Origin of the sequence: Pseudoalteromonas sp. DY56-GL22, from assembly GCF_041414715.1 — a bacterium.
In the GTDB taxonomy this organism is placed as follows: Bacteria; Pseudomonadota; Gammaproteobacteria; order Enterobacterales; family Alteromonadaceae; genus Pseudoalteromonas; species Pseudoalteromonas simplex.
This window is the reverse complement of sequence record NZ_JANHZR010000002.1, coordinates 428,250-448,261: the sequence shown is the minus strand read 5'-3', so window position 1 is coordinate 448,261 and position 20,012 is coordinate 428,250. Positions and strand designations below refer to the sequence as shown.

The following is a 20,012-nucleotide window of genomic DNA, read 5'->3' as shown; positions in this document are numbered from 1 at the left end:
ACAAAAAAGCCCCGAAGTGGGGCTTTTTTGCGTAAATAAGGTGCCTATTTTAAGTTTTAAACATATTTCGGTTTTCAATGGCTTCTCGCCAGCCGCCTAACCATTCTGATTTAGGGTCTATTTGTTGATAAGGGCATTGTTCTTTGGAACGGCCTGCCAAGCCTGCTTTATAACCTTGAGAATGAGCTCTTTCTAAACGATCTCTTTTCTGTCTCTTCATAGGTAATATCCTCACCTTTTATATTTATAGATATGTAGCGAAATTGACATCTACATTTAATGAATAGTTAATAAAACTGTTAAATTCAAATAGCAAAAAGCAATTAAATAAATTGACAATAACTAACGTGCTGATGCTCAAATGAATTAACATTTTAAATGACTAGGTGGTCGTACCTCTTTAACTAAAACCATCTATTAATACACTTAAATTCAGCTAAAAACGATACAGCTCTTTTAGCTTCAATATTTGTGACCTAGCCTATTTCTACAAAGTTCCCAATTAAATTGTAATCATGACAAATTTGTGATGATTACAATTTAGTCTATTTATTACTTGCATATTAAAAACCGATCGGTCTAATATGGTGCTCATGGAAACAAATAACTCTGTGCCGAGCCGTCGTGGCAGGCCACCAAAAATAGCGCGTTCAAATGCAGATACGCGTGCCCTACTAATTAATACAGGGTTAGCCGTATTAACTGAAAAAGGCTTTAGCGCAACCGGCATTGATTTAATCTTAAAATCAGCACAAGTACCTAAGGGATCTTTTTATCATTACTTTAAAAGTAAAAATGATTTCGGCTTGGCACTCATAGATGCTTACGACAGCTATTTTCAGGCAAAGTTAAAACGCCACCTAGCAAACGATGCAACAACCCCTCTTGAAAGGATTGTACTGTTTGCTAATGACGCTAAACAAGGCATGGCAAAGTTTGAGTTTAATCGCGGCTGCTTAATTGGTAATTTAAACCAAGAGCTCAGCTACCTTAATGAAGCAATGATTGCACGTATTAAGCAGGCTTACACCAGCTGGCAAGCTCTAATTGAACACTGCTTGATAGACGCAAAGCAGCAAAAACAAATACCTCAATCATCAGATTGTAAAATGCTTGCTGAGTTCTTCTGGATTGGATGGGAAGGCGCAGTGATGCGCTCTAAACTTGATAAATCAAGTGAACCGCTTACCCTTTATACAGCTCAATTTTTACGCTTAATTTTATAAAGCCGTTTTAATAGGGTTTTATTTTAACCATTAAAAGACGATCGGTCTAAAAGGAGTCAACATGACAACATCAGTAAAATCGGTAGTTATCAACAAAGATGATCAAGGCTATCGTGCCGAATACACAGACTTTCCTGTAGAAAGTATCCACCAGCACGATGTAAATATTGATGTTGACTACAGCACCTTGAATTACAAAGATGCTTTAGCGATTACAGGTAAAGGCCCTGTGGTAAGAACATTCCCGATGATCCCAGGTATTGACCTTGCAGGCACAGTGACTGAGTCTAAAAGTGATGAATTTAAAGTAGGTGATAAAGTCTTGTTAAATGGCTTTGGTGTTGGTGAGAAATACCTCGGTGGTTTAAGTGCAAAAGCATCTATGAGTGCAGATTGGCTTATCCCCCTTCCCGCTAATTTAACACCAAAACAAGCAATGCAAATTGGTACTGCGGGGTATACCGCAATGCTTAGTATTATCGCTTTAGAAAAACAAGGGATCACGCCTCAAAGCGGTGAAATTCTGGTCACTGGAGCCAATGGCGGCGTGGGCAGTTTTGCTATCTATTTACTTAATAAGCTTGGCTTTGATGTTGTTGCCACAACAGGCCGCATGAACGAAGCAGATCATCTTGAAAAATTAGGCGCAAAACGTGTTTTATCTCGCGATGAATTCTCAGCACCTGGTAAACCACTGGCAAAAGAGCAATTCGCTGGTGCAATTGATTCTGTGGGTAGCCACACCCTTGCAAATGTGTGTGCATCGATTAAATACGGTGGTGTTGTAACAGCCTGTGGTTTAGCACAAGGTATGGACTTTCCGGCAACGGTAGCGCCGTTTATCCTTCGTGGCATTAGCCTAATGGGTATTGATAGTGTAATGCGCCCTAAAGCTGACCGAATTGAAGCATGGCAACGTTTAAGTGAGTTAGTTGAGGCGCAGTACCTAGATACTATTTCACAAGAAGTCCCGCTTTCTGACGCCGTTGCAAATGCAGAAGCCCTATTAAAAGGTGAAATACGTGGCCGTGTAGTAGTTAATTGTAAGTAATAGATTTAAAGGCTCTAAACACCTTAGAGCCTTTTTAAAAAAAAGAATTTAAACACCAAACGCCGCAAGCTTTTCGTTTAGTTCTTCCTTTGAAATTAATTGCATATCGTACTGTTTTTTAACTTTACGAATATTATCAAAATTATCCAATTTAAGCTGAGCTCTAGCTAATTTATCCTGCATCTCTTTTTCTGTTAATACATCCAGTTTCACAGCTTTCTCTAGCTTTTCTTTTTCTTCATCAAACTCACGTTGAAAAATTGCTTTTTCTTGTAGAATTATCTGATCTTTTAATTTTTTCTCAATTTCTACTGCTTCTTTCTCAAGCTCTATTTTTTTCTCTAAAAGAGGCTCTATTCTGTCGAGTGTATCTTTTAGAACAGCTTCAACATTTTCACCCTTATTATCGACTAAATTAGATACATACTTTTTACCAATGTCTTGGTAAGCAATATTTAGTTGCCCGTTAATTGAAGTAATTTCAGAATTAATCGCTGAAAGCTTTGATTTTTCTTTCGACGCAGTAGAGATATCACTGGTTAGTTTAGAGGTTGATTCACTAATATTTGTTCCAATTGTATTAGCTTGTGTTTTGATCTTATCAAAAAGTCCCATTTATAGATTCCTTAATCAATTTAATAAATTAGCCTCATGCCAATTCAAGCGCATAGATTACCCATATAAGGTAAACATGTAAACTTTTAAAATGGTTCGTATATCAAATTGATAAGCGGTATCTAAATTAGATCTTTCAAATTATAATTAACTAATTACGTAAACAATAAACAAGAGCATGATATGAGTAATAAAGAAATTTTCAGCAATAACCCGCTACAAGGTGTTGGTATCGAGCAAGTCGTCACAGAGCTTGTCGAACAATATGGCTGGGAATTACTCCACGCCTATATGCGTTTGAACTGCTTTAAGAATAATCCAGATGTTAAATCTACGGTTAAGTTTTTACGTAAAACCCAATGGGCTCAAGAAAAAGTCGAGAACTTTTATTTGTATCGTCTAAAAAACTTACCACGCCCAGACAATGTAAACTACGAATTACCGCCACGCGATCGTGTGATCCCTGCTGATCAAAAACCAGGTGAACCGTGTGAGTTAAGTTTTATTGACGCCAAACGCATCCACGCTAAAAAAGAAGCAAAACAACTTGCTCGAGCTCGTAAACAGCGTTCAAGTGCGAGTAACCCTTGGGGTAATTGATTTTTAAGCTTTGAGCTGTAAGATGAAATAAGCCGCCTGTTTGGCGGTTTTTTATTTGGGTTAGCAAATTAAGAACTGAAGATTTGTCTTAGCACATCAAAAATATTTGTTATTAATTTAAGGGTAACGTGAATATGTTAGACTAATTACATTACCAGAAATATCAGCTAAAAAGGATGTGTATGTCTAACTACAACGAATCACCTGAACAAATCGCAACCGCTACGCAAGGTTATGTAATGCAACAGACAATGTTGCGCATTAAAGATCCAAAGCCTTCTTTAGATTTCTATCGAAATGTTTTAGGTATGAAGTTACTTGGTAAATATGACTTCCCTAAAATGGAGTTTACGCTGTACTTTTTAGGTTATGAGCAAGACATGCCAACAGGCAGCGATAAAGAAAAAGCACAGTGGGTATTTCGCCGCCCTGCTCTTATCGAGCTTACACATAATTGGGGCACAGAAAATGATGACAGTTTTGCTGGTTACCATAGTGGTAATGATGAACCAAAAGGCTTTGGTCATATCGGTATAAGCGTGCCAGATGTGTACGCAGCATGCGAGCGTTTTGCAAAATACGATGTTGAGTTTCTCAAAAAACCAGATGATGGCTCTATGAAAGGCCTAGCTTTTATTAAAGACCCTGATGGCTATTGGATAGAAATACTCTCGGCTGAAGGGATCACTGAGATCATTGAAGAGCATAAGTAAGGCTGCCCCTTTAATAACCTGCTATTTAGCAGGTTATTGAATTTTTCATTTTAAGGTTTTACTTATTAACTCAGAGTTCTCTTTAAAATAAAGATTCCATTAATTATCATTTGGTCATTGTTTAGCTTTAAATACACCTGTTAAAAGCCAAATAACATCATCTTCTCAGTTACAAACTTGTATAAATAATACCTACAATAGCCACAAAAAAAAGAACTAGCAGCCAATAATGTTGAACTTGATGGTTCTTACTCTTTTTATCTGAGGTGTTTACTTTAGAAGTAGCATTTTCCTTCGGTGTAGAGTGAACAAATCTAATTTCAGCGTTTTCATCAGGTAACATCATCCCAACTACTTGGTTAGCAGTAACATAATCCCCAGCTTTAACCTTAAATTCACTAATTTCACCTGCTTCAGACGCTTGAATTTCTAATATTGTTTTATCTGTTTCTATATCAAAGAGGGGGGAATTAACTAAAACAATATCGCCAACATCTACATGAACATTTGCTACCTTAACATCGCCAATATCATTTGGTAATTCAGGTATTTTTATTGGGATTGACATAGTCGCGCTCCTTATTACAACCTAACAACAACCGTTTTACCTATGAAGTCATGTATTGCACGACGCTTTTCATTAAACAGCATGGTTATAAATTCTGACAATGCCCATACTGTAGCTAAAGAACTCAAACCCATAATTAAATAAGTTAAAAACTCATGTATGCTACCGAGTTGTTGTAACGATATTGAAATAGATAAAAGTAGTAGTATCCAAGATGAGTTAATAGCAATATTTACAGATTCTCGGCGAACCGATTGTTTAAGATTAATATCTGTTTCAGTGTCATGATCGAGGACTTTAACATCCATCACCATCTTACCAAGAGTTTGGCCATAAAACCCATGCATAAAAACAACGTAGCCAATATACTGAACGCCATTAACGGCTTGTAAAACCATGTTTTGGTTAGAGTATTCAACGCCAAAGAGTAAGCATTCAATATAAAGTAATGCTGTAAATATTAAACCATCAATAATCGCGGCCCAAAAACGAGGCCAAAAAGTAGCATACCTTTTACTCGTTTCTAGCTCTTCAAACTCTGCTTTTATTTCTGGGTCTTTTATTTTATTTGCTATCTCTAATTCTAACTCTTGTGCTCTTTGTGGGAAGCTATCTTTATCAATATATTTTTGAGCATCTAATAGCTCATCTAATGAATAATTTTTATAATTTGGGGTGTAGTCCATGTTTGTTATTCTCCTTACTGCTTTAATTTAGTCAGCTTTTAGCATTTAGCTCTTTTTGGGTCTCGCGGATAAAACTCATCGGGCTGTTTAGTACACAAATCAAATTCACGAGTATTCTTGTAAGGTAGCTTCATAAATCCTGCTACACCCACATCTGTGATATTAACCGCGTATTGCATGAGCTTACTTAATAAACGTTTAAATTCTGGTTCTTTACTGGCATCTAGCAGACGATAGTAATGGTGTATCTTCATCCTATCAGGTAAGGCTTCAAAAATAATACAGCCTGTATGGTGTATTTGGTTTAGCTCAAATACGCACTTTATAACCTTTTTCGGGAGCTGTAATTGCTCATCAGGGTCTTTACCATCTTCAAAGTACGAATGCGGTCTGGTTACGTCTGAGGCTTGTACATCCATTACTTCGTAATCAAGCTCAGGTAAATTCTCAAACTTAAACGCACCTGTGCCATCACGTTCGAGCTGAATGGTCTTACGCGCATCAAACAAACAACATTTAAAGAGACCTTTTTGTTCAATCCCCTGTGCTAACATCACCGTGTTGTTAATGGCATCGGTAAAGGCTGTACCAAGTGTTTCATCATGCAGGATAAGTGATGATTCAACAAACAGTGAGTTTTCTTTCCAATGAAAACTAAGGCCCCCTACTACCGGATATTTTGCTAATCGGCTAATAGAGGCCAAAAATGCTTTTTCGGTGTCGCCGGTATCAAATAAAAACTCTTTGTAGTACCTGTCGAGCTGGGCATCGTTTACATCAAGTAATTGTTGATTATGGTCCGCTTGTCTTAAAAATTGTTTACGTGAGCTATAAACTACCGTGTCTGGGTGTTCATCAAACTCACTAAACCAATAAGGGATATAAGGGCGAATGACTTTACGGGGCAGCTCAGGGAGGTAAGCTTTAGCCATTGTAGGCATGTTTCGCATAAAATAATCACCAGCGCCATCTCTGGTTGCCTTATCTTTTGAAAGCATACCGTCAATAACCCGGGCAAGCTCCATTGGTAAATTCAGGCTTGTAGCCGGAATAACCGCCGCACCAAATCGGCAAGATTGTGCAGATGCCAGTGCATAAAGAGTTGAAGCAACACCTTGCTCATCAAAACGTGGCGATGACTGCCCGCCCGACATTTGCTCATCACCAATAAAATACACATCACCCATACGTGCATTGGTTGTGCTGATATCAGCAGACATAAGATCCATAAAGTTGCTAGCAACCGGATTACCTTCAGCATCTATTTGTGCATAAACAGAGCTGCCCCAGTCTACCAACGACAACTTATTGGTTTGTTCATCATAAACAATGTTAGAGGGTTTAATATCGCCATGTACAATAGGATGTGGGCTTAAGCCATTTTTGTGTTCGCGTAAATCTACAAGCACATTACGTAACCTAAGAGCCAGCGCCATGACTTTTGCTGCGCTAAAACGCCCCTGCTTGATGGAGATTTTTTCTAAATCTTCACCTAGAGCGCGCTCCATCATTAAAATGCCTTGCTTTTTAATACGCTCAAAGGCATAAAATTTTGGCACCAATGGATTATTAACTTGCGAGAGCATGTACGCTTCGTCTTCTAAACGGTCACGTACACTTTGTGCAAGGGTTATCCGTGAAAACTTAAATACCCAAGGTAGGTCTTCATCATCAACACCGGCAAAAACAAATCCAAACGCACCAGAACCAATTAATTCAACGTCACTGTAACCAAGCAAAGTAAGCTGTTTAATACAAATGTTAAGCCATTGACGGTGCTTTTTAGCATCATGGTGAGACAGCAAATAAACAGACTGCTCTTCATTGATATAAAAATTGCGGATTTGTTTGGGATTCACTGCATCTCTCAAAGTTAAGCGGCTTTTAACCGCTTAATTATTGAATGCTAGGCAGTTAATTACAAGGCTTTTGCTCTTCGATGATCCAGCCTTGATCTTTCATAACCAGTTCTGATACTGCGAAGGTTAAGCAACAAAAGATAACCAACTCTAATAAGGTAAGAATATCAGCGGCAAAACACCAGCCTAAAACCCCTGCAAATAAAAATGGGATTGCTTTTAAATACCAAGCAATTTGTCGGGTTTTACCATATGTGAGTTGATAACTGTGAACTAGCTCCCCCTCACACTCTAATGTGATGGTAGAAGAAAACTTCCTGAATAAAGTCACTGAAACTGTTAATTGGCAGGCTTTACCATCAATATTAAACTCATGAACAGATTTCGTTTTAAAGTTACGTGATTCTGCTATTAATTCACCGTCTACTTTCAGAACTTCTTTACCTGAGTAAGCAGAACCCCAGTATTCAATTAAATGTTCACCCAGTTTGAAGTTGGCTTTAATTCCCTTGCTCATTGATACTGTAATGCCATCAGTGTTCATAACAGATCTCCTTATCATTATGAATTTAAAATACTTTAAAAATAAAAAAACGGCAAGCTAGGCTTACCGTTTTGGTACTTTCAATGGGTAAAGGGTTACCATTTCAAACTAAAGGCGGATACCACCATCAATTTCAACAACACGACCTGTAAAGAAGTCATTCTCTACAATGTATTGTGCTGTTTGGGCAATTTCTTCTGCTTCACCAAAACGACCCACTGGCGTTACCGCCATCATGCGTTGTTTTGCTTCTGGTTTCATTGCATCTGTCATTGCTGTGCGAATAACACCTGGTGCGATTGCACCAACACGGATACCAAAGCGACCTAGTTCTTTCGCCCAACCCGTTGTCATCGCAACAACACCGGCTTTAGACGCAGCATAGTTTGTTTGGCCAATATTACCTGCACGAGCAACACTCGACATATTAACGATAACGCCGCCTTTGCCAGACTCAATCATGTGACTCGCAGCTTCACGTCCTGCTAAGAATACACCAGTTAGGTTCACATCAATCACAGATTGAAATTGAGCCAGCGACATTTTATCTACCACTTTGCCTTCTTTTGCTTTGATAAACATACCATCGCGTAAGATACCTGCGTTATTAATTAAAACGCCGATATGGCCAAAGTCTTTGTTGATAGTATTAAACGTTGCTACCACAGCGTCTTCATCTGTAACATTAGCAGCATACGCCATGACTTTTGTGCCATGCTTGGCAAGCGCTGATACTGCAGTATCTAGTACATCTTGTTGCATATCGATAAGGGCGATGTTCGCGCCAAGGGATGCAAATTTCTCGGCCATAGCAAAGCCTAAACCTTGCGCACCACCGGTAATTACGATGTTGTTGTTTTTAATTTCCACAACAATCTCCTACTTCGAGAATAATTTAAAAATAGCACTAAAATCATCACTACCCGCACCTTGATGCTGAAGCATAGTGTATAGATTCTTCGCCATTGACCCCATTGGGGTAGATGAATTACTTTGCTGAGCCGCTTCCATAGCAAGACCTAAGTCTTTCGCCATTAAATCAACCATAAAGCCCGGTTTATAATCATTACTTGCTGGTGCTGTTTCCATTACACCAGGGCATGGGTTGTAAAGCTCAAGTGTCCAGTTACGACCAGAGCTTGCGCTCATAATGTCACTTAACACTTTTGGATCAAGCCCGTTGTTAATTCCCATTTGTAGTGCTTCGCTAGTACCAGCCATTAAAATGCTCAGCAGCATGTTGTTACAGATTTTTGCGACTTGGCCTGCACCAACATCACCAGCATGGAAGATGTTTTTACCCATATCCACTAAAGCCAGTTTGGCTTTTTCAAAGTGGCTTTGCTCACCACCGACGATAAAGGTTAAAGTACCTGCTGTTGCACCTGCAACACCACCTGATACCGGCGCATCAACAAAATCAATGCCTTTTTGAGCAAGTTCGCTACCCACTTGACGCGCTGATTCTGCATCAATGGTTGAGCAGTCAATCACTAAGGTTTTGCTATCAAGTAAGTTGATAAGACCTGTTTCGCCTAAGTAAAGCGATTTAACGTGTTTGCTTGCTGGTAGCATACTGATAAAAATATCAGCGCCAATGGCACACTCAGCTGCATCGGTAGCAGCAATTGCACCTTTATCGGCAAGCTCACTGACCGCTGCTTTATTTAAGTCAAACACACGAACTGTATGCCCTGCATTGACAAGGTTTGCCGCCATTGGGCCACCCATGTTGCCTAAACCAATAAATCCTATTGTTAATTTAGCCATTTGTTTACCCCTTGGACTTAAGATGACGTTAATGAGTTAAGTGGGTGAGATTGCTCATCCCAGCGTGCTGTAAAGAAGCTATCTACAACTGTTTCGTCGATATCGCTAATCGATTTAAACTGCCAGTTAGGTGCACCGTCTTTGTCGATTAGTAGCGCACGAACGCCTTCTTGGAACTCGCCTACTTCGCCACAACGAACTGACATGCCTAACTCCATTTTGAAGCAATCTGCTAACGTCATCTCTTTTGAATTAGCTAATTGACGTTCTACCAGCGCACAACTAAGCGGACAACCATGCGCTAATGACTTTTGCGCACGAGTAAGCCATTTGTCTTCAGTTTGTAAAGCTTGAATGTAGTCAATTTTCCCCTGCAATGAATCAAACTCAGCCAGCTTTTGAATAACCGCTAAGTTATCTTTTACATTGCCTTTAGGAACACGGCCTGAAATATTATCAATAGAGATTAGAATATTTGTCAGCTTTTCGTGGTTTAATGAGGCTGTTTTGCCCCACTTTTCAGCGGTGATAGCCGTTAAAATAGCGTCATATTTATCTGCTGTTGCATAGTGATCAGCAAGATTAACAAACAAGGCATCTTCAGCATTGATAGACGCCGCAGTTAACCCTAAGAATAGACCCACTTGCTCAGGCATTTTATGTAAGAAATAACTGCCGCCCACATCAGGGTATAAACCAATGGTTAGCTCAGGCATTGCAATACGCGATGTTTCTGTTACCACTCGGTGACTTGCCCCAGCCATTAAGCCAAGGCCGCCCCCCATAACAATGCCATTACCCCAAAGTAATATTGGCTTTTCATAGCAGTGAATTAGATAGTCTAATTTGTACTCAAGGGTAAAAAAGTCTTCAATGTAGTTAGCAGGCTCACCTGTGCTCATTGCTTTATGCAGGCTTACTACATCGCCACCAGCACAAAATGCTTTCTCGCCAGCCCCTTTCAGCACGACCATGGCAACGGCGTCATCGTCAGCCCATTTTCTAAGCTGAGGCTCTAACAATTGGATCATGTCGTAATTTAAAGCGTTTAACGACTTAGGTGCATTGAGTGTCGCAATTGCAATAAGGCCACTCTCGGCCTCAGCAGTTTCAAACACCACAGGCGCATCTTGATGATTTAGTAGTGTTATATTAGTCATTAGCCATTTACCCAATTTGCTTTACGCTTTTCTAAGAACGCATTCACGCCTTCTTTTTGGTCTTGTGTATCAAACAACTGAACAAATAACTCACGCTCTAATGGCAACGCATGAGCCATAGGTTGTGTGCGACCTTTTTGAATAAGTTCTTTACATGCCGTCACAGCAACTGGGCTTTGCTCGCCAACTTGGTTAGCAAGTTTCATTGCCGCAGCTAAACTTTCGCCAGCACCGACCACTTCTTCAACAAGGCCAATTTCACCTGCTTTATCTGCTTTTAGGCGCTCGCCACATAAGATCATGCGTTTTGCCCAGCCTTCACCAACAAGCCATGCAAGGTTTTGCGTACCGCCAGCACAAGGCAGTAAGCCAACTTTCGCTTCAGGAAGGGCCATTTGAGCTTGCTCTTCAGCTATACGAATATCACAAGCAAGAGCCACTTCAAGACCACCGCCCATGGCATAACCATTAATTGCCGCGATTGATACACCACGGAAATTGGTTAATGCTTCAAATGCATCACCAAACACTTTTGACATAGTGGCAGCAACGCCTTTGTCACCGCTGGCAAACACGTTTAAATCAGCACCTGCACTAAAGAACTTTTCACCTTGGCCTGTAATCACTAATGCATAGACATTTTTGTTAGCATTTAGCTCAGTTACAGTGTCTTTAAGCGCGGTTAATGTATCTTGTGTCCAGGTATTCGCTGGCGGGTTATTCATAGTTAAAACCGCTACGTTACCTTCAATATTTAAATCAATCGATGGATTAGACATAGGTTGCTCCTTATAGAATGTCGCCAGCTGACTCAGCTAAGATACGGCGTGCGATAATCACGCGCATGATTTCGTTTGTGCCTTCAAGAATTTGATGTACACGGACGTCTCTGAAATGACGCTCTAATGGGTATTCTTTGATGTAACCATAACCACCATGTATTTGTAGTGCGTCGTCACAGACTTTAAAACCAACATCTGTAGCAAAACGTTTTGCCATCGCGCAGTAAGTGGTTTTTTCGCTGTCACCGGTATCTAGTTTAAATGCGGCTAAGCGCACCATTTGACGAGCGGCAACAAGCTCGGTGTTCATATCGGCAATCTTAAATTGCAGTGCTTGGAAAGCAGCTAATGGCTTACCAAATTGCTCACGTTCTTTTAGGTATTCGCGCGCAGTATTAAGAGCTGCTTGTGCTGTACCTAATGAACAGGTAGCAATATTAATTCGGCCACCATCTAGGCCTTGCATTGCAAACTTAAAGCCTTCGCCTTCTTGGCCTAGTAAGTTAGCCGCAGGAATTCTGACACCTTCAAAACTAATTAAACGTGTTGGCTGTGCATTCCAGCCCATTTTTTCTTCAGCTTTACCGTATTCGATACCTACTGCGTCAGCTGGCACAACAAATGCCGAAATACCGGCAGCGCCTTCACCACCAGTGCGCGCCATAACAACGAGTAAATCAGTTTCACCGGCACCCGAAATAAACATTTTAGAGCCTGAGATCACATACTCATCGCCCTCTTTAACCGCTTTGGTTTTTAGCGATGCTGCATCAGAGCCAGAGCCAGGCTCTGTTAAACAGTAAGAAGCAAGTAACTCACCCATCACTAATTGTTCGCAGTACTGGGCTTTAACGTCCTCAGTACCAAAGCTTGCAATCATCCAGGTTGCCATATTATGAATGGTCAACATAGCGGTCGTTGCTGTACAACCCATGGCAAGCTGCTCAAAGATAATGCTTGAATCTAGGCGAGATAAACCTAAGCCGCCCGCTTCTTCAGGGGTATATAAACCACAAAAGCCAAGCTCACCGGCTGCTTTAATGGTGTCTTTAGGGAAAATGTGTTCTTGGTCCCACTTAGCAGCATGTGGAGCAAGTTCAGACTCTGCAAACTGACGGGCTGTTTCAGCAAATGCTTGCTGATCTTCGGTTAAATTAAAGTCCATAGTAGACCTCTATTTTGTTGTCTTATTCTTGTGTGAATAACGATTGTTGTCGTTTAAATGTGTGTTCTTTGAGCGAGCGTGTGCTCGCTCAGCAGTAAATTAATTACGGCTTATTTAAGGTTGATACTCATGTTCGGACCTGAGGCGATATCATCCTCGAACCAACGTGAAGTAATTGTTTTCGTTTCTGTGTAAAAACGAATACCTTGCTTACCATAGGTGTGTTGGTCACCGTAGAATGAACCTTTCCAACCTGTGAAAGAGAAAAACGGGAGTGGCACAGGAATTGGCACGTTGATACCAACTTGACCTACTTCGATTTCATGTTGGAATTTACGTGCAGCAGCGCCGCTTGATGTGAATAACGAAGTACCGTTACCGTAAGGCGAGTTATTGATAAGCTCAATCGCCTCTTCTAGAGTATCTACAAACATACAAGCCAATACAGGACCAAAGATCTCTTCTTTGTATAAATCCATCTCTGTTGTTACATCAGTAAATAACGTTGGACCAACCCAGTTACCTTGCTCGTAACCTTCAACAGTAAAGTCAGAGCCATCAATTAAGCACGTTGCACCTTGTTCTTTACCACTAGCGATAAGTGATAGAATACGGTCTTTAGCAGCTTTTGATGTTTGTGGGCCGTAAGCCGCGTTGGCATCATCCCATACACCTGGGCGTACGTTTTCAAAGCCTGCTTTAATTTCATCAAGCCAGTCTTTAGCTTGACCAACAAATACAGCAACCGAAATACCCATACAGCGCTGACCCGCAGCACCTACAGACGCACCGACTAGGTTGTTTACAACATGCGATTTACTGGCATCTGGCATAATAACCATGTGGTTTTTTGCACCTACACAAGCTTGTACGCGTTTAAGGTTTGCTGTGCCTTTTGAATAGATGTATTCACCAACACCACACGAACCAACAAATGAAATAGCACGTACTGCTGGGTCTTCTAATAAACGGTCAACTTGTGGTTTTGTACCGTGAACAACTTGTAACACCCCTTTTGGCGCGCCCGCTTCTACAAATAGTTCAGCTAAACGCATCGGTGTTAGTGGATCTTGCTCTGATGGTTTCAGAATAAAGGTGTTACCACACACAATAGCCAGTGGGAACATCCATAAAGGGATCATCGCAGGGAAATTAAATGGCGTAATACCCGCACATACACCTAGTGGTTGCATGTAAGAGTAAGTATCGATTTTACGCGCTACGTTTTCCATTGTTTCGCCCATCATCAGAGATGGTGCATTGGCTGCTTGCTCAACCACTTCAATACCACGCCAAACATCGCCTTTGGCATCTTCAAATGTTTTACCCAGCTCATGACAAATAATCGTCGCGAGTTCGTCATGGTTTTCTTTTAGTAGTGCTGCGTATTTCATCATAATGCGCGCACGCTCAGAAATTGGCACTTCTTTCCATGTTTTAAATGTTTCTTTTGCAGAGGCAATGGCTGCATCCATTTCAGCATCCGTTGCACACGGAACTTGGGCTAACACTTCTTGGTTTGCAGGATTGATAACATCAATCAGCTGCGATGAACTTGATTGGGTAAATTCGCCGTTGATAAATAAAGGTACTTGGTGCATGAGGCACTCCTCCCCAGTGGGTATAAAGAGGCCGCAACATGATAGTTTTTAAAATACGTTGCGGCTGTGAGAGATTAAAATTCTAAAGCGATTAAATAGCTTCAACAGCCATAGCAACAGCTTCACCACCACCGATACACAGTGAGGCAACACCTTTGCTAAGACCACGATTTTTTAATGCATGAATTAAGGTAACTAAGATACGCGCGCCGCTTGCACCAATAGGGTGACCAAGTGCACAGGCACCGCCGTTTACGTTTACTTTGCTTTCATCAAGTTTTAACTCGTTAATTGCAAGCATAGTCACCATGGCAAACGCTTCGTTGATTTCCCATAAATCAACATCATTAACAGACCAACCGGCTTTTTCTAAAAGCGATTGCATTGCGCCAACAGGTGCTAAAGTAAATTCGCTTGGGGCTTGAGAATGTGTGCTGTGAGCAACAATACGACACAGTGGTGTTAAACCTTGTGCTTTAGCATCTGATTCACGCATTAACACAAGCGCTGCTGCACCATCAGAAATTGATGACGAGTTTGCAGCTGTAATCGTACCGTCTTTTTTGAATGCAGGACGTAAACCCGGGATTTTATCAGGACGTGCATTGCCTGGTTGCTCATCAATCGCAACGGTCACATCACCTTTGCGTGTAGAAATAGTGTGCGCGGCAATCTCGTTTGCAAATGCGCCGGTTTCAATCGCACTATTCGCTTTAGTTAGTGAGCTAAGCGCAAAGTTATCCATTTGTTCACGACCAATTGAATACTGATCAGCAGTGTCTTGTGCAAAACAACCCATTGCTTTGTTGTCGTAAGCATCTTCAAGGCCATCACACATCATGTGATCTTTTACTTCGCCATGACCCATACGCATACCTGAACGTGCATTTCGTAACATATAAGGGGCATTACTCATGCTTTCCATGCCACCAGCAACCGCTGAGTTGATAGAGCCTGATTTAATTAAGTCATGGGCAAACATGGCAGCCTTTAAGCCAGAACCACATACTTTGTTGATTGTTGTAGCGCCAGTACCTTGATTAAGACCCGCTTTTAACATTGCTTGGCGTGCAGGTGCTTGACCAAGACCAGCTGGTAATACGCAGCCCATGATCACTTCTTCAATCTTATCGGCAGATAAACCGGCTTGCTCTAAGCTACTTTTAATAGCTGTAGCACCTAAATCAGTTGCGTGTGCACCACTTAGTGCGCCCATAAAACCACCCATAGGGGTGCGTTTTGCGGCAACAATAACAACGGCTTCAGTAGTCATAATTGGCTCCATGTAAGTGGTTATCATCATGTGTTCAAATCATGTGTAACCAAACAGTTAATTTGTTATAGTTTAATTTCGATTTAATTCAGCATACATAATATTTACGTTTACGCCAACGTAAATCTAAAATCAACATTTTTGCGGCCGGTAAAACTGTAAACTTATCTGTATTTTGTTGTATGAAAAATCGAACATTTGCTTACAAGGCTAGATAAATAAAGCTTTTCAACAAATCCAACCAGTTATCTTTATAAGTCTAAAGTATAACTCCCAAATCACCCTTTACCTTTACGTAAACTTCACTTATATTGGTGTTATTCGAATGAGGTAAATAAATCATGAAACAAGACAATCAAACAAACTTTGAAAGCGCAGCAGTTGAACCTGCTAGCAATGAGCAAACGTTTAGTATCAGCGAACTAGCAAAAGAATTTGATATTACCACCCGCTCTATCCGCTTTTATGAAGACCAAGGCCTGATCTCACCTGATCGCAATGGTCAAACCCGTATTTATTCAAAACGCGACAAAGTAAGACTAAAACTTATTCTACGCGGTAAACGCTTAGGTTTTACCTTGGCTGAAACGGGCCGTTTGTTTGAACTGTACGATGCAGATAAATCGAGCGCTAAACAGCTAGTGACTATGCTTGACCTTATCGCAGAGAAAAAAGCGGACCTGAGCCAACAAATGGATGACATTAAAGTTGTACTAATGGAATTGGTGACTGCAGAACGCCGCTGTCGTGAAACCCTTAATAATTTAGACGAATAACCTGACAACAATCTCGTCAACAGACTCTCACAGGAACACACATTATGAGCACTATTTCACTATACAAAGAAATGAACTTCGGACTTGGCGAAACAGCAGACATGATCCGCGATCACGTTAATAGCTTTGCGAGCCAAGAAATTGCCCCACTTGCAGAACAAACAGACGTAGACAATGCCTTCCCTAATCAACTTTGGCCACAGCTTGGCGAAATGGGATTATTAGGTATGACAGTACCTGAAGAATTTGGCGGTGCTGGCCTTGGTTACCTTGAGCATGTTATTGCAATGGAAGAAATTAGCCGTGCAAGCGCATCGATTGGTTTAAGTTATGGTGCTCATTCAAACCTATGTGTTAACCAAATTAACCGTAATGGGTCACAGGCTCAAAAAGAAAAATACCTGCCTAAGCTTATCAGCGGTGAGCACATTGGTGCCCTTGCGATGAGTGAGCCAAATGCGGGTTCTGATGTTGTATCAATGAAATTAAAAGCTGAGAAAAAAGGCGATGTGTTTGTACTTAACGGTAACAAGATGTGGATCACTAATGGTCCAGATGCCGATACCTTTGTTATCTATGCAAAAACAGATTTAAATGCCGGCCCTAAAGGGATCACAGCGTTCATCGTTGAACGTAACACACCAGGATTCTCTACTGCGCAGAAGCTAGACAAACTTGGTATGCGTGGCTCTAACACCTGTGAATTAGTGTTCGAGAACTGCGAAGTACCAGCAGAAAACATTCTAGGTAACTTAAACGAAGGCGTAAAAGTACTTATGAGTGGCCTTGATTATGAGCGTGTTGTTTTAGCTGCAGGCCCGCTTGGCATTATGCAAGCATGTATGGACATTGTGGTTCCTTATATTCATGAGCGTAAACAATTCGATAGCCCAATTGGTCAGTTCCAACTGATTCAAGGCAAAATCGCTGATATGTACACGCAAATGAATGCAGCTCGTTCTTATGTTTACACGGTTGCTCGTGCATGTGATCGCGGCGAAACAACGCGTAAAGATGCCGCTGGCGCTATTTTATATGCCGCAGAGCTGGCGACTAAAATGGCCCTTGATGCTATCCAAATCTTAGGTGGTAACGGTTATATCAACGAATACGCGACAGGTCGTTTATTACGTGATGCAAAACTATATGAAATTGGCGCAGGTACTTCAGAAATCCGCCGCATGCTAATTGGTCGCGAATTATTCACTGAAAGCCGATAGGACCTTGTTATGACGATTTTAAAATCGAGTGTAAATCCACACGATCCGCAATTTTTGCAAAATCACGACAACATGGCAGCGCTCGTAAGTGATTTACGTGAAAAAGTCGCTGATATCCGTTTAGGTGGTGGCCCTGCACTAATTGAGCGCCACCAAGGCCGCGGTAAGTTGTTTGTTCGTGACCGTATTGAAACGCTACTTGATGAAGGCTCGCCATTTTTAGAGATTTCTCAATTTGCTGCCTTTGGCGTGTATGAACAAGCGATTCCTTGTGCCGGTGTTGTTGCTGGTATTGGTCGTGTGAAAGGCGTTGAATGTATGATCATCGCCAATGATGCAACCGTAAAAGGCGGTACATACTTTCCACTAACAGTGAAAAAACACCTACGTGCTCAAGATATAGCAGAGCGTTGTCATTTACCCTGTATTTATTTAGTTGATTCAGGCGGTGCAAACCTGCCTGAACAAGATGATGTATTCCCAGATAAATTACACTTTGGCCGTATTTTCTATAATCAGGCGCGTATGTCTGGTAAAGGCATTCCACAAATTGCGGTTGTTATGGGTTTATGTACTGCAGGTGGTGCTTATGTACCAGCGATGGCTGATGAAAGTATTATCGTAAAAGAGCAAGGCACAATTTTCTTAGCAGGCCCGCCACTGGTTAAAGCGGCTACCGGTGAAGAAGTAAGTGCTGAAGATCTCGGTGGTGCTGATGTTCACTGTAAAACTTCAGGTGTTGCCGACCACTATGCTGAAAACGATGCCCACGCACTTTCGATTGCTCGCCAATGTATTGAACGAATTAATTATCAGCGCCCTACTGCACCGTTACTTGATGATGTTAAACCGCCGCGTTACGACATTAACGAAATTTACGGCATTGTGGGTACCGACCTTAAAAAGCCATTTGATGTACGTGAAGTAATTGCCCGTGTTGTTGATGATTCATCATTTGATGAATTTAAACGCTACTTTGGCGAAACCTTAGTAACCGGCTTTGCAAAAATCTTTGGTCACCCTGTAGGTATTGTTGCCAACAACGGTATTTTATTTAGTGAATCTGCGCAAAAAGGCGCGCACTTTATTCAGCTATGTGCACAACGTAAAATTCCTTTGGTGTTTTTACAAAACATTACTGGCTTTATGGTTGGTAAAAAATACGAAGCTGAAGGCATCGCCAAACATGGTGCGAAAATGGTAACCGCTGTGTCATGTGCTGATGTACCTAAATTCACCGTGTTAATTGGTGGCTCGTATGGTGCAGGTAACTACGGTATGTGTGGCCGTGCGTTTGAACCTACCATGATGTGGATGTGGCCAAACGCCCGTATCTCTGTAATGGGTGGTGAACAAGCAGCAGGCGTTCTTGCACAAGTTAAACAAGACGGTTTAGCCCGTAAAGGCGAAAGCATGACTGATGAGCAAGTCAGTGAGTTTAAAAAGCCAATTATCGAGCAATACGAAAAACAAGGTCATCCATATTACGCCAGTGCCCGCCTTTGGGATGATGGCATTATCGATCCTGCTGATACTCGCAATGTATTAGGGCTTGCCTTAAGTGCAGCTAAAAATGCACCAGAGCGCGATTCGCAGTTCGGCGTATTTAGAATGTAATGGAGGCCTTATGTCAGTAACACTCGAAATAACAAAATCAAATGTGGCTGTACTGGTACTAAGTCGCCCTGAAAAACACAATGCATTTAACGAAGAAGTCATCAGTGAGCTGATCCGTTTAATTGAACACGCAAACAGTTGCGATGTGCGCGCACTGGTTTTAAAAACCGAAGGTAAGCACTTCTCTGCTGGCGCTGATTTAAACTGGATGAAGTCGATGGCTGGCAATGACTTTGCAGAGAACTTAGCGGATTCTATGCAGCTAGCAAAGCTTATGAAAGTCCTGGCTACCAGTCCGCATCCAACAATTTGTGCCGTACAAGGTGCTGCATTTGGTGGTGCGTTAGGCTTGATTGCGTGTTGTGATATCGCAATTTGCCAAGACGATGCACAGTTTTGCTTAAGTGAAGTAAAGCTTGGTCTTATTCCTGCGGTTATCAGCCCTTATGTCATTAAAGCTATTGGTGAGCGCGCTGCACGTCGTTATTTTTTAACGGCAGAGATTTTTGACGCGCATACAGCCAAGCAACTGGGTTTAATTCACCAGATCACTGGCGATTTACAAACAGCACTCGACAAACACTTACAAAACCTTATCAACAATGGTCCTGTTGCTGTTAAAGCAGCAAAACAGCTAATCAATGATGTCGCTGGCAACGTAATAGATGATGCACTGATTGAGTTAACCGCTGAGCGCATTGCTCGCATTCGTGTATCTGAAGAAGGCCAAGAAGGCCTAACTGCTTTTTTTGAAAAACGTGCCCCTAACTGGCAGAAATAGGAACC

At 41.3% G+C, this 20,012-nt stretch carries 21 protein-coding genes; 8 read left to right on the top strand and 13 right to left on the bottom strand.

Annotated features, from left to right (window positions below; genetic code table 11):
- Nucleotides 1-49: 49 nt before the first annotated feature.
- Nucleotides 50-220 (bottom strand): ribosome modulation factor, encoded by a 171-nt coding sequence (rmf, locus tag NO991_RS05950; protein ID WP_036968408.1) that lies wholly within the window; start codon nucleotides 218-220, stop codon nucleotides 50-52.
- Between the two features lie 373 nt (nucleotides 221-593).
- Here rmf and NO991_RS05945 point away from each other — a divergent pair, with 373 nt between their 5' ends.
- Both NO991_RS05945 and NO991_RS05940 read left to right on the top strand, forming a co-directional pair.
- Complete coding sequence (locus tag NO991_RS05945; protein WP_054553818.1) at nucleotides 594-1,226, top strand: TetR/AcrR family transcriptional regulator; 633 nt, start codon at nucleotides 594-596, stop codon at nucleotides 1,224-1,226.
- Nucleotides 1,227-1,287: 61 nt separating this feature from the next.
- Nucleotides 1,288-2,277 carry an MDR family oxidoreductase gene (locus NO991_RS05940; protein ID WP_199529636.1) on the top strand — a complete coding sequence of 330 codons (990 nt, stop codon included), beginning with the start codon at nucleotides 1,288-1,290 and terminating at the stop codon, nucleotides 2,275-2,277.
- 48 nt (nucleotides 2,278-2,325) lie between these two features.
- Here the strand turns inward: NO991_RS05940 and NO991_RS05935 are convergent, their stop codons facing one another.
- Nucleotides 2,326-2,892, bottom strand: a complete 567-nt coding sequence (locus NO991_RS05935; RefSeq protein ID WP_054553816.1) for a hypothetical protein — start codon at nucleotides 2,890-2,892, stop codon at nucleotides 2,326-2,328.
- A 183-nt stretch (nucleotides 2,893-3,075) separates the two neighbouring features.
- On the opposite strand from NO991_RS05935, the gene NO991_RS05930 reads away from it, so the two are divergent.
- A complete protein-coding gene (locus NO991_RS05930; RefSeq protein WP_138617722.1) occupies nucleotides 3,076-3,492 on the top strand; it encodes a VF530 family DNA-binding protein in 417 nt (138 codons plus the stop codon).
- A gap of 182 nt (nucleotides 3,493-3,674) precedes the next feature.
- Complete coding sequence (gene gloA / locus NO991_RS05925) at nucleotides 3,675-4,205, top strand: lactoylglutathione lyase (protein WP_371351773.1); 531 nt, start codon at nucleotides 3,675-3,677, stop codon at nucleotides 4,203-4,205.
- Between the two features lie 169 nt (nucleotides 4,206-4,374).
- Here the strand turns inward: gloA and NO991_RS05920 are convergent, their stop codons facing one another.
- The 11 genes from NO991_RS05920 to NO991_RS05870 form a co-directional block, all read right to left on the bottom strand.
- On the bottom strand, nucleotides 4,375-4,773 hold the full coding sequence (locus NO991_RS05920) for a biotin/lipoyl-containing protein (RefSeq protein WP_054553813.1): 399 nt from the start codon (nucleotides 4,771-4,773) through the stop codon (nucleotides 4,375-4,377).
- A 14-nt stretch (nucleotides 4,774-4,787) separates the two neighbouring features.
- Nucleotides 4,788-5,459 carry an RDD family protein gene (locus NO991_RS05915; protein WP_166340159.1) on the bottom strand — a complete coding sequence of 224 codons (672 nt, stop codon included), beginning with the start codon at nucleotides 5,457-5,459 and terminating at the stop codon, nucleotides 4,788-4,790.
- A 38-nt stretch (nucleotides 5,460-5,497) separates the two neighbouring features.
- The gene (locus NO991_RS05910; protein ID WP_371351772.1) at nucleotides 5,498-7,318 is read right to left on the bottom strand and encodes a serine/threonine protein kinase; all 1,821 of its coding nucleotides are present in this window, start codon (nucleotides 7,316-7,318) and stop codon (nucleotides 5,498-5,500) included.
- Nucleotides 7,319-7,373: 55 nt separating this feature from the next.
- Entirely contained in the window at nucleotides 7,374-7,862 is a 489-nt protein-coding gene (locus tag NO991_RS05905) for a hypothetical protein (protein WP_371351771.1), read from the bottom strand.
- 108 nt (nucleotides 7,863-7,970) lie between these two features.
- Entirely contained in the window at nucleotides 7,971-8,732 is a 762-nt protein-coding gene (locus NO991_RS05900; protein ID WP_105180499.1) for an SDR family oxidoreductase, read from the bottom strand.
- Nucleotides 8,733-8,741: 9 nt separating this feature from the next.
- The gene (gene mmsB / locus NO991_RS05895) at nucleotides 8,742-9,632 is read right to left on the bottom strand and encodes a 3-hydroxyisobutyrate dehydrogenase (protein WP_371351770.1); all 891 of its coding nucleotides are present in this window, start codon (nucleotides 9,630-9,632) and stop codon (nucleotides 8,742-8,744) included.
- A 17-nt stretch (nucleotides 9,633-9,649) separates the two neighbouring features.
- Nucleotides 9,650-10,792: an enoyl-CoA hydratase/isomerase family protein gene (locus NO991_RS05890; RefSeq protein ID WP_371351769.1), complete on the bottom strand. Its 1,143-nt coding sequence runs from the start codon at nucleotides 10,790-10,792 to the stop codon at nucleotides 9,650-9,652.
- Nucleotides 10,792-11,571: an enoyl-CoA hydratase gene (locus tag NO991_RS05885; protein WP_371351768.1), complete on the bottom strand. Its 780-nt coding sequence runs from the start codon at nucleotides 11,569-11,571 to the stop codon at nucleotides 10,792-10,794. Before NO991_RS05885 ends, NO991_RS05890 begins: the two co-directional genes overlap by 1 nt.
- A 10-nt stretch (nucleotides 11,572-11,581) precedes the next feature.
- Nucleotides 11,582-12,739 (bottom strand): acyl-CoA dehydrogenase family protein, encoded by a 1,158-nt coding sequence (locus NO991_RS05880; RefSeq protein ID WP_341804308.1) that lies wholly within the window; start codon nucleotides 12,737-12,739, stop codon nucleotides 11,582-11,584.
- A 110-nt stretch (nucleotides 12,740-12,849) separates the two neighbouring features.
- Entirely contained in the window at nucleotides 12,850-14,340 is a 1,491-nt protein-coding gene (locus tag NO991_RS05875; RefSeq protein ID WP_371351767.1) for a CoA-acylating methylmalonate-semialdehyde dehydrogenase, read from the bottom strand.
- Nucleotides 14,341-14,431: 91 nt separating this feature from the next.
- The gene (locus tag NO991_RS05870) at nucleotides 14,432-15,613 is read right to left on the bottom strand and encodes an acetyl-CoA C-acyltransferase (RefSeq protein WP_371351766.1); all 1,182 of its coding nucleotides are present in this window, start codon (nucleotides 15,611-15,613) and stop codon (nucleotides 14,432-14,434) included.
- A gap of 341 nt (nucleotides 15,614-15,954) precedes the next feature.
- Here NO991_RS05870 and NO991_RS05865 point away from each other — a divergent pair, with 341 nt between their 5' ends.
- Genes NO991_RS05865 through NO991_RS05850 form a run of 4 tightly spaced genes read left to right on the top strand, consistent with a single transcriptional unit; the run spans nucleotide 15,955 to nucleotide 20,007 of the window.
- Nucleotides 15,955-16,389 (top strand): MerR family DNA-binding transcriptional regulator, encoded by a 435-nt coding sequence (locus NO991_RS05865; RefSeq protein WP_054553803.1) that lies wholly within the window; start codon nucleotides 15,955-15,957, stop codon nucleotides 16,387-16,389.
- 44 nt (nucleotides 16,390-16,433) lie between these two features.
- Entirely contained in the window at nucleotides 16,434-17,609 is a 1,176-nt protein-coding gene (locus NO991_RS05860; protein ID WP_054561519.1) for an isovaleryl-CoA dehydrogenase, read from the top strand.
- A gap of 9 nt (nucleotides 17,610-17,618) precedes the next feature.
- Nucleotides 17,619-19,226, top strand: coding sequence for a carboxyl transferase domain-containing protein (locus NO991_RS05855; RefSeq protein ID WP_371351764.1), 1,608 nt, complete (start codon nucleotides 17,619-17,621; stop codon nucleotides 19,224-19,226).
- 10 nt (nucleotides 19,227-19,236) lie between these two features.
- Nucleotides 19,237-20,007 (top strand): enoyl-CoA hydratase/isomerase family protein, encoded by a 771-nt coding sequence (locus NO991_RS05850; protein WP_371351763.1) that lies wholly within the window; start codon nucleotides 19,237-19,239, stop codon nucleotides 20,005-20,007.
- Nucleotides 20,008-20,012: the final 5 nt, after the last annotated feature.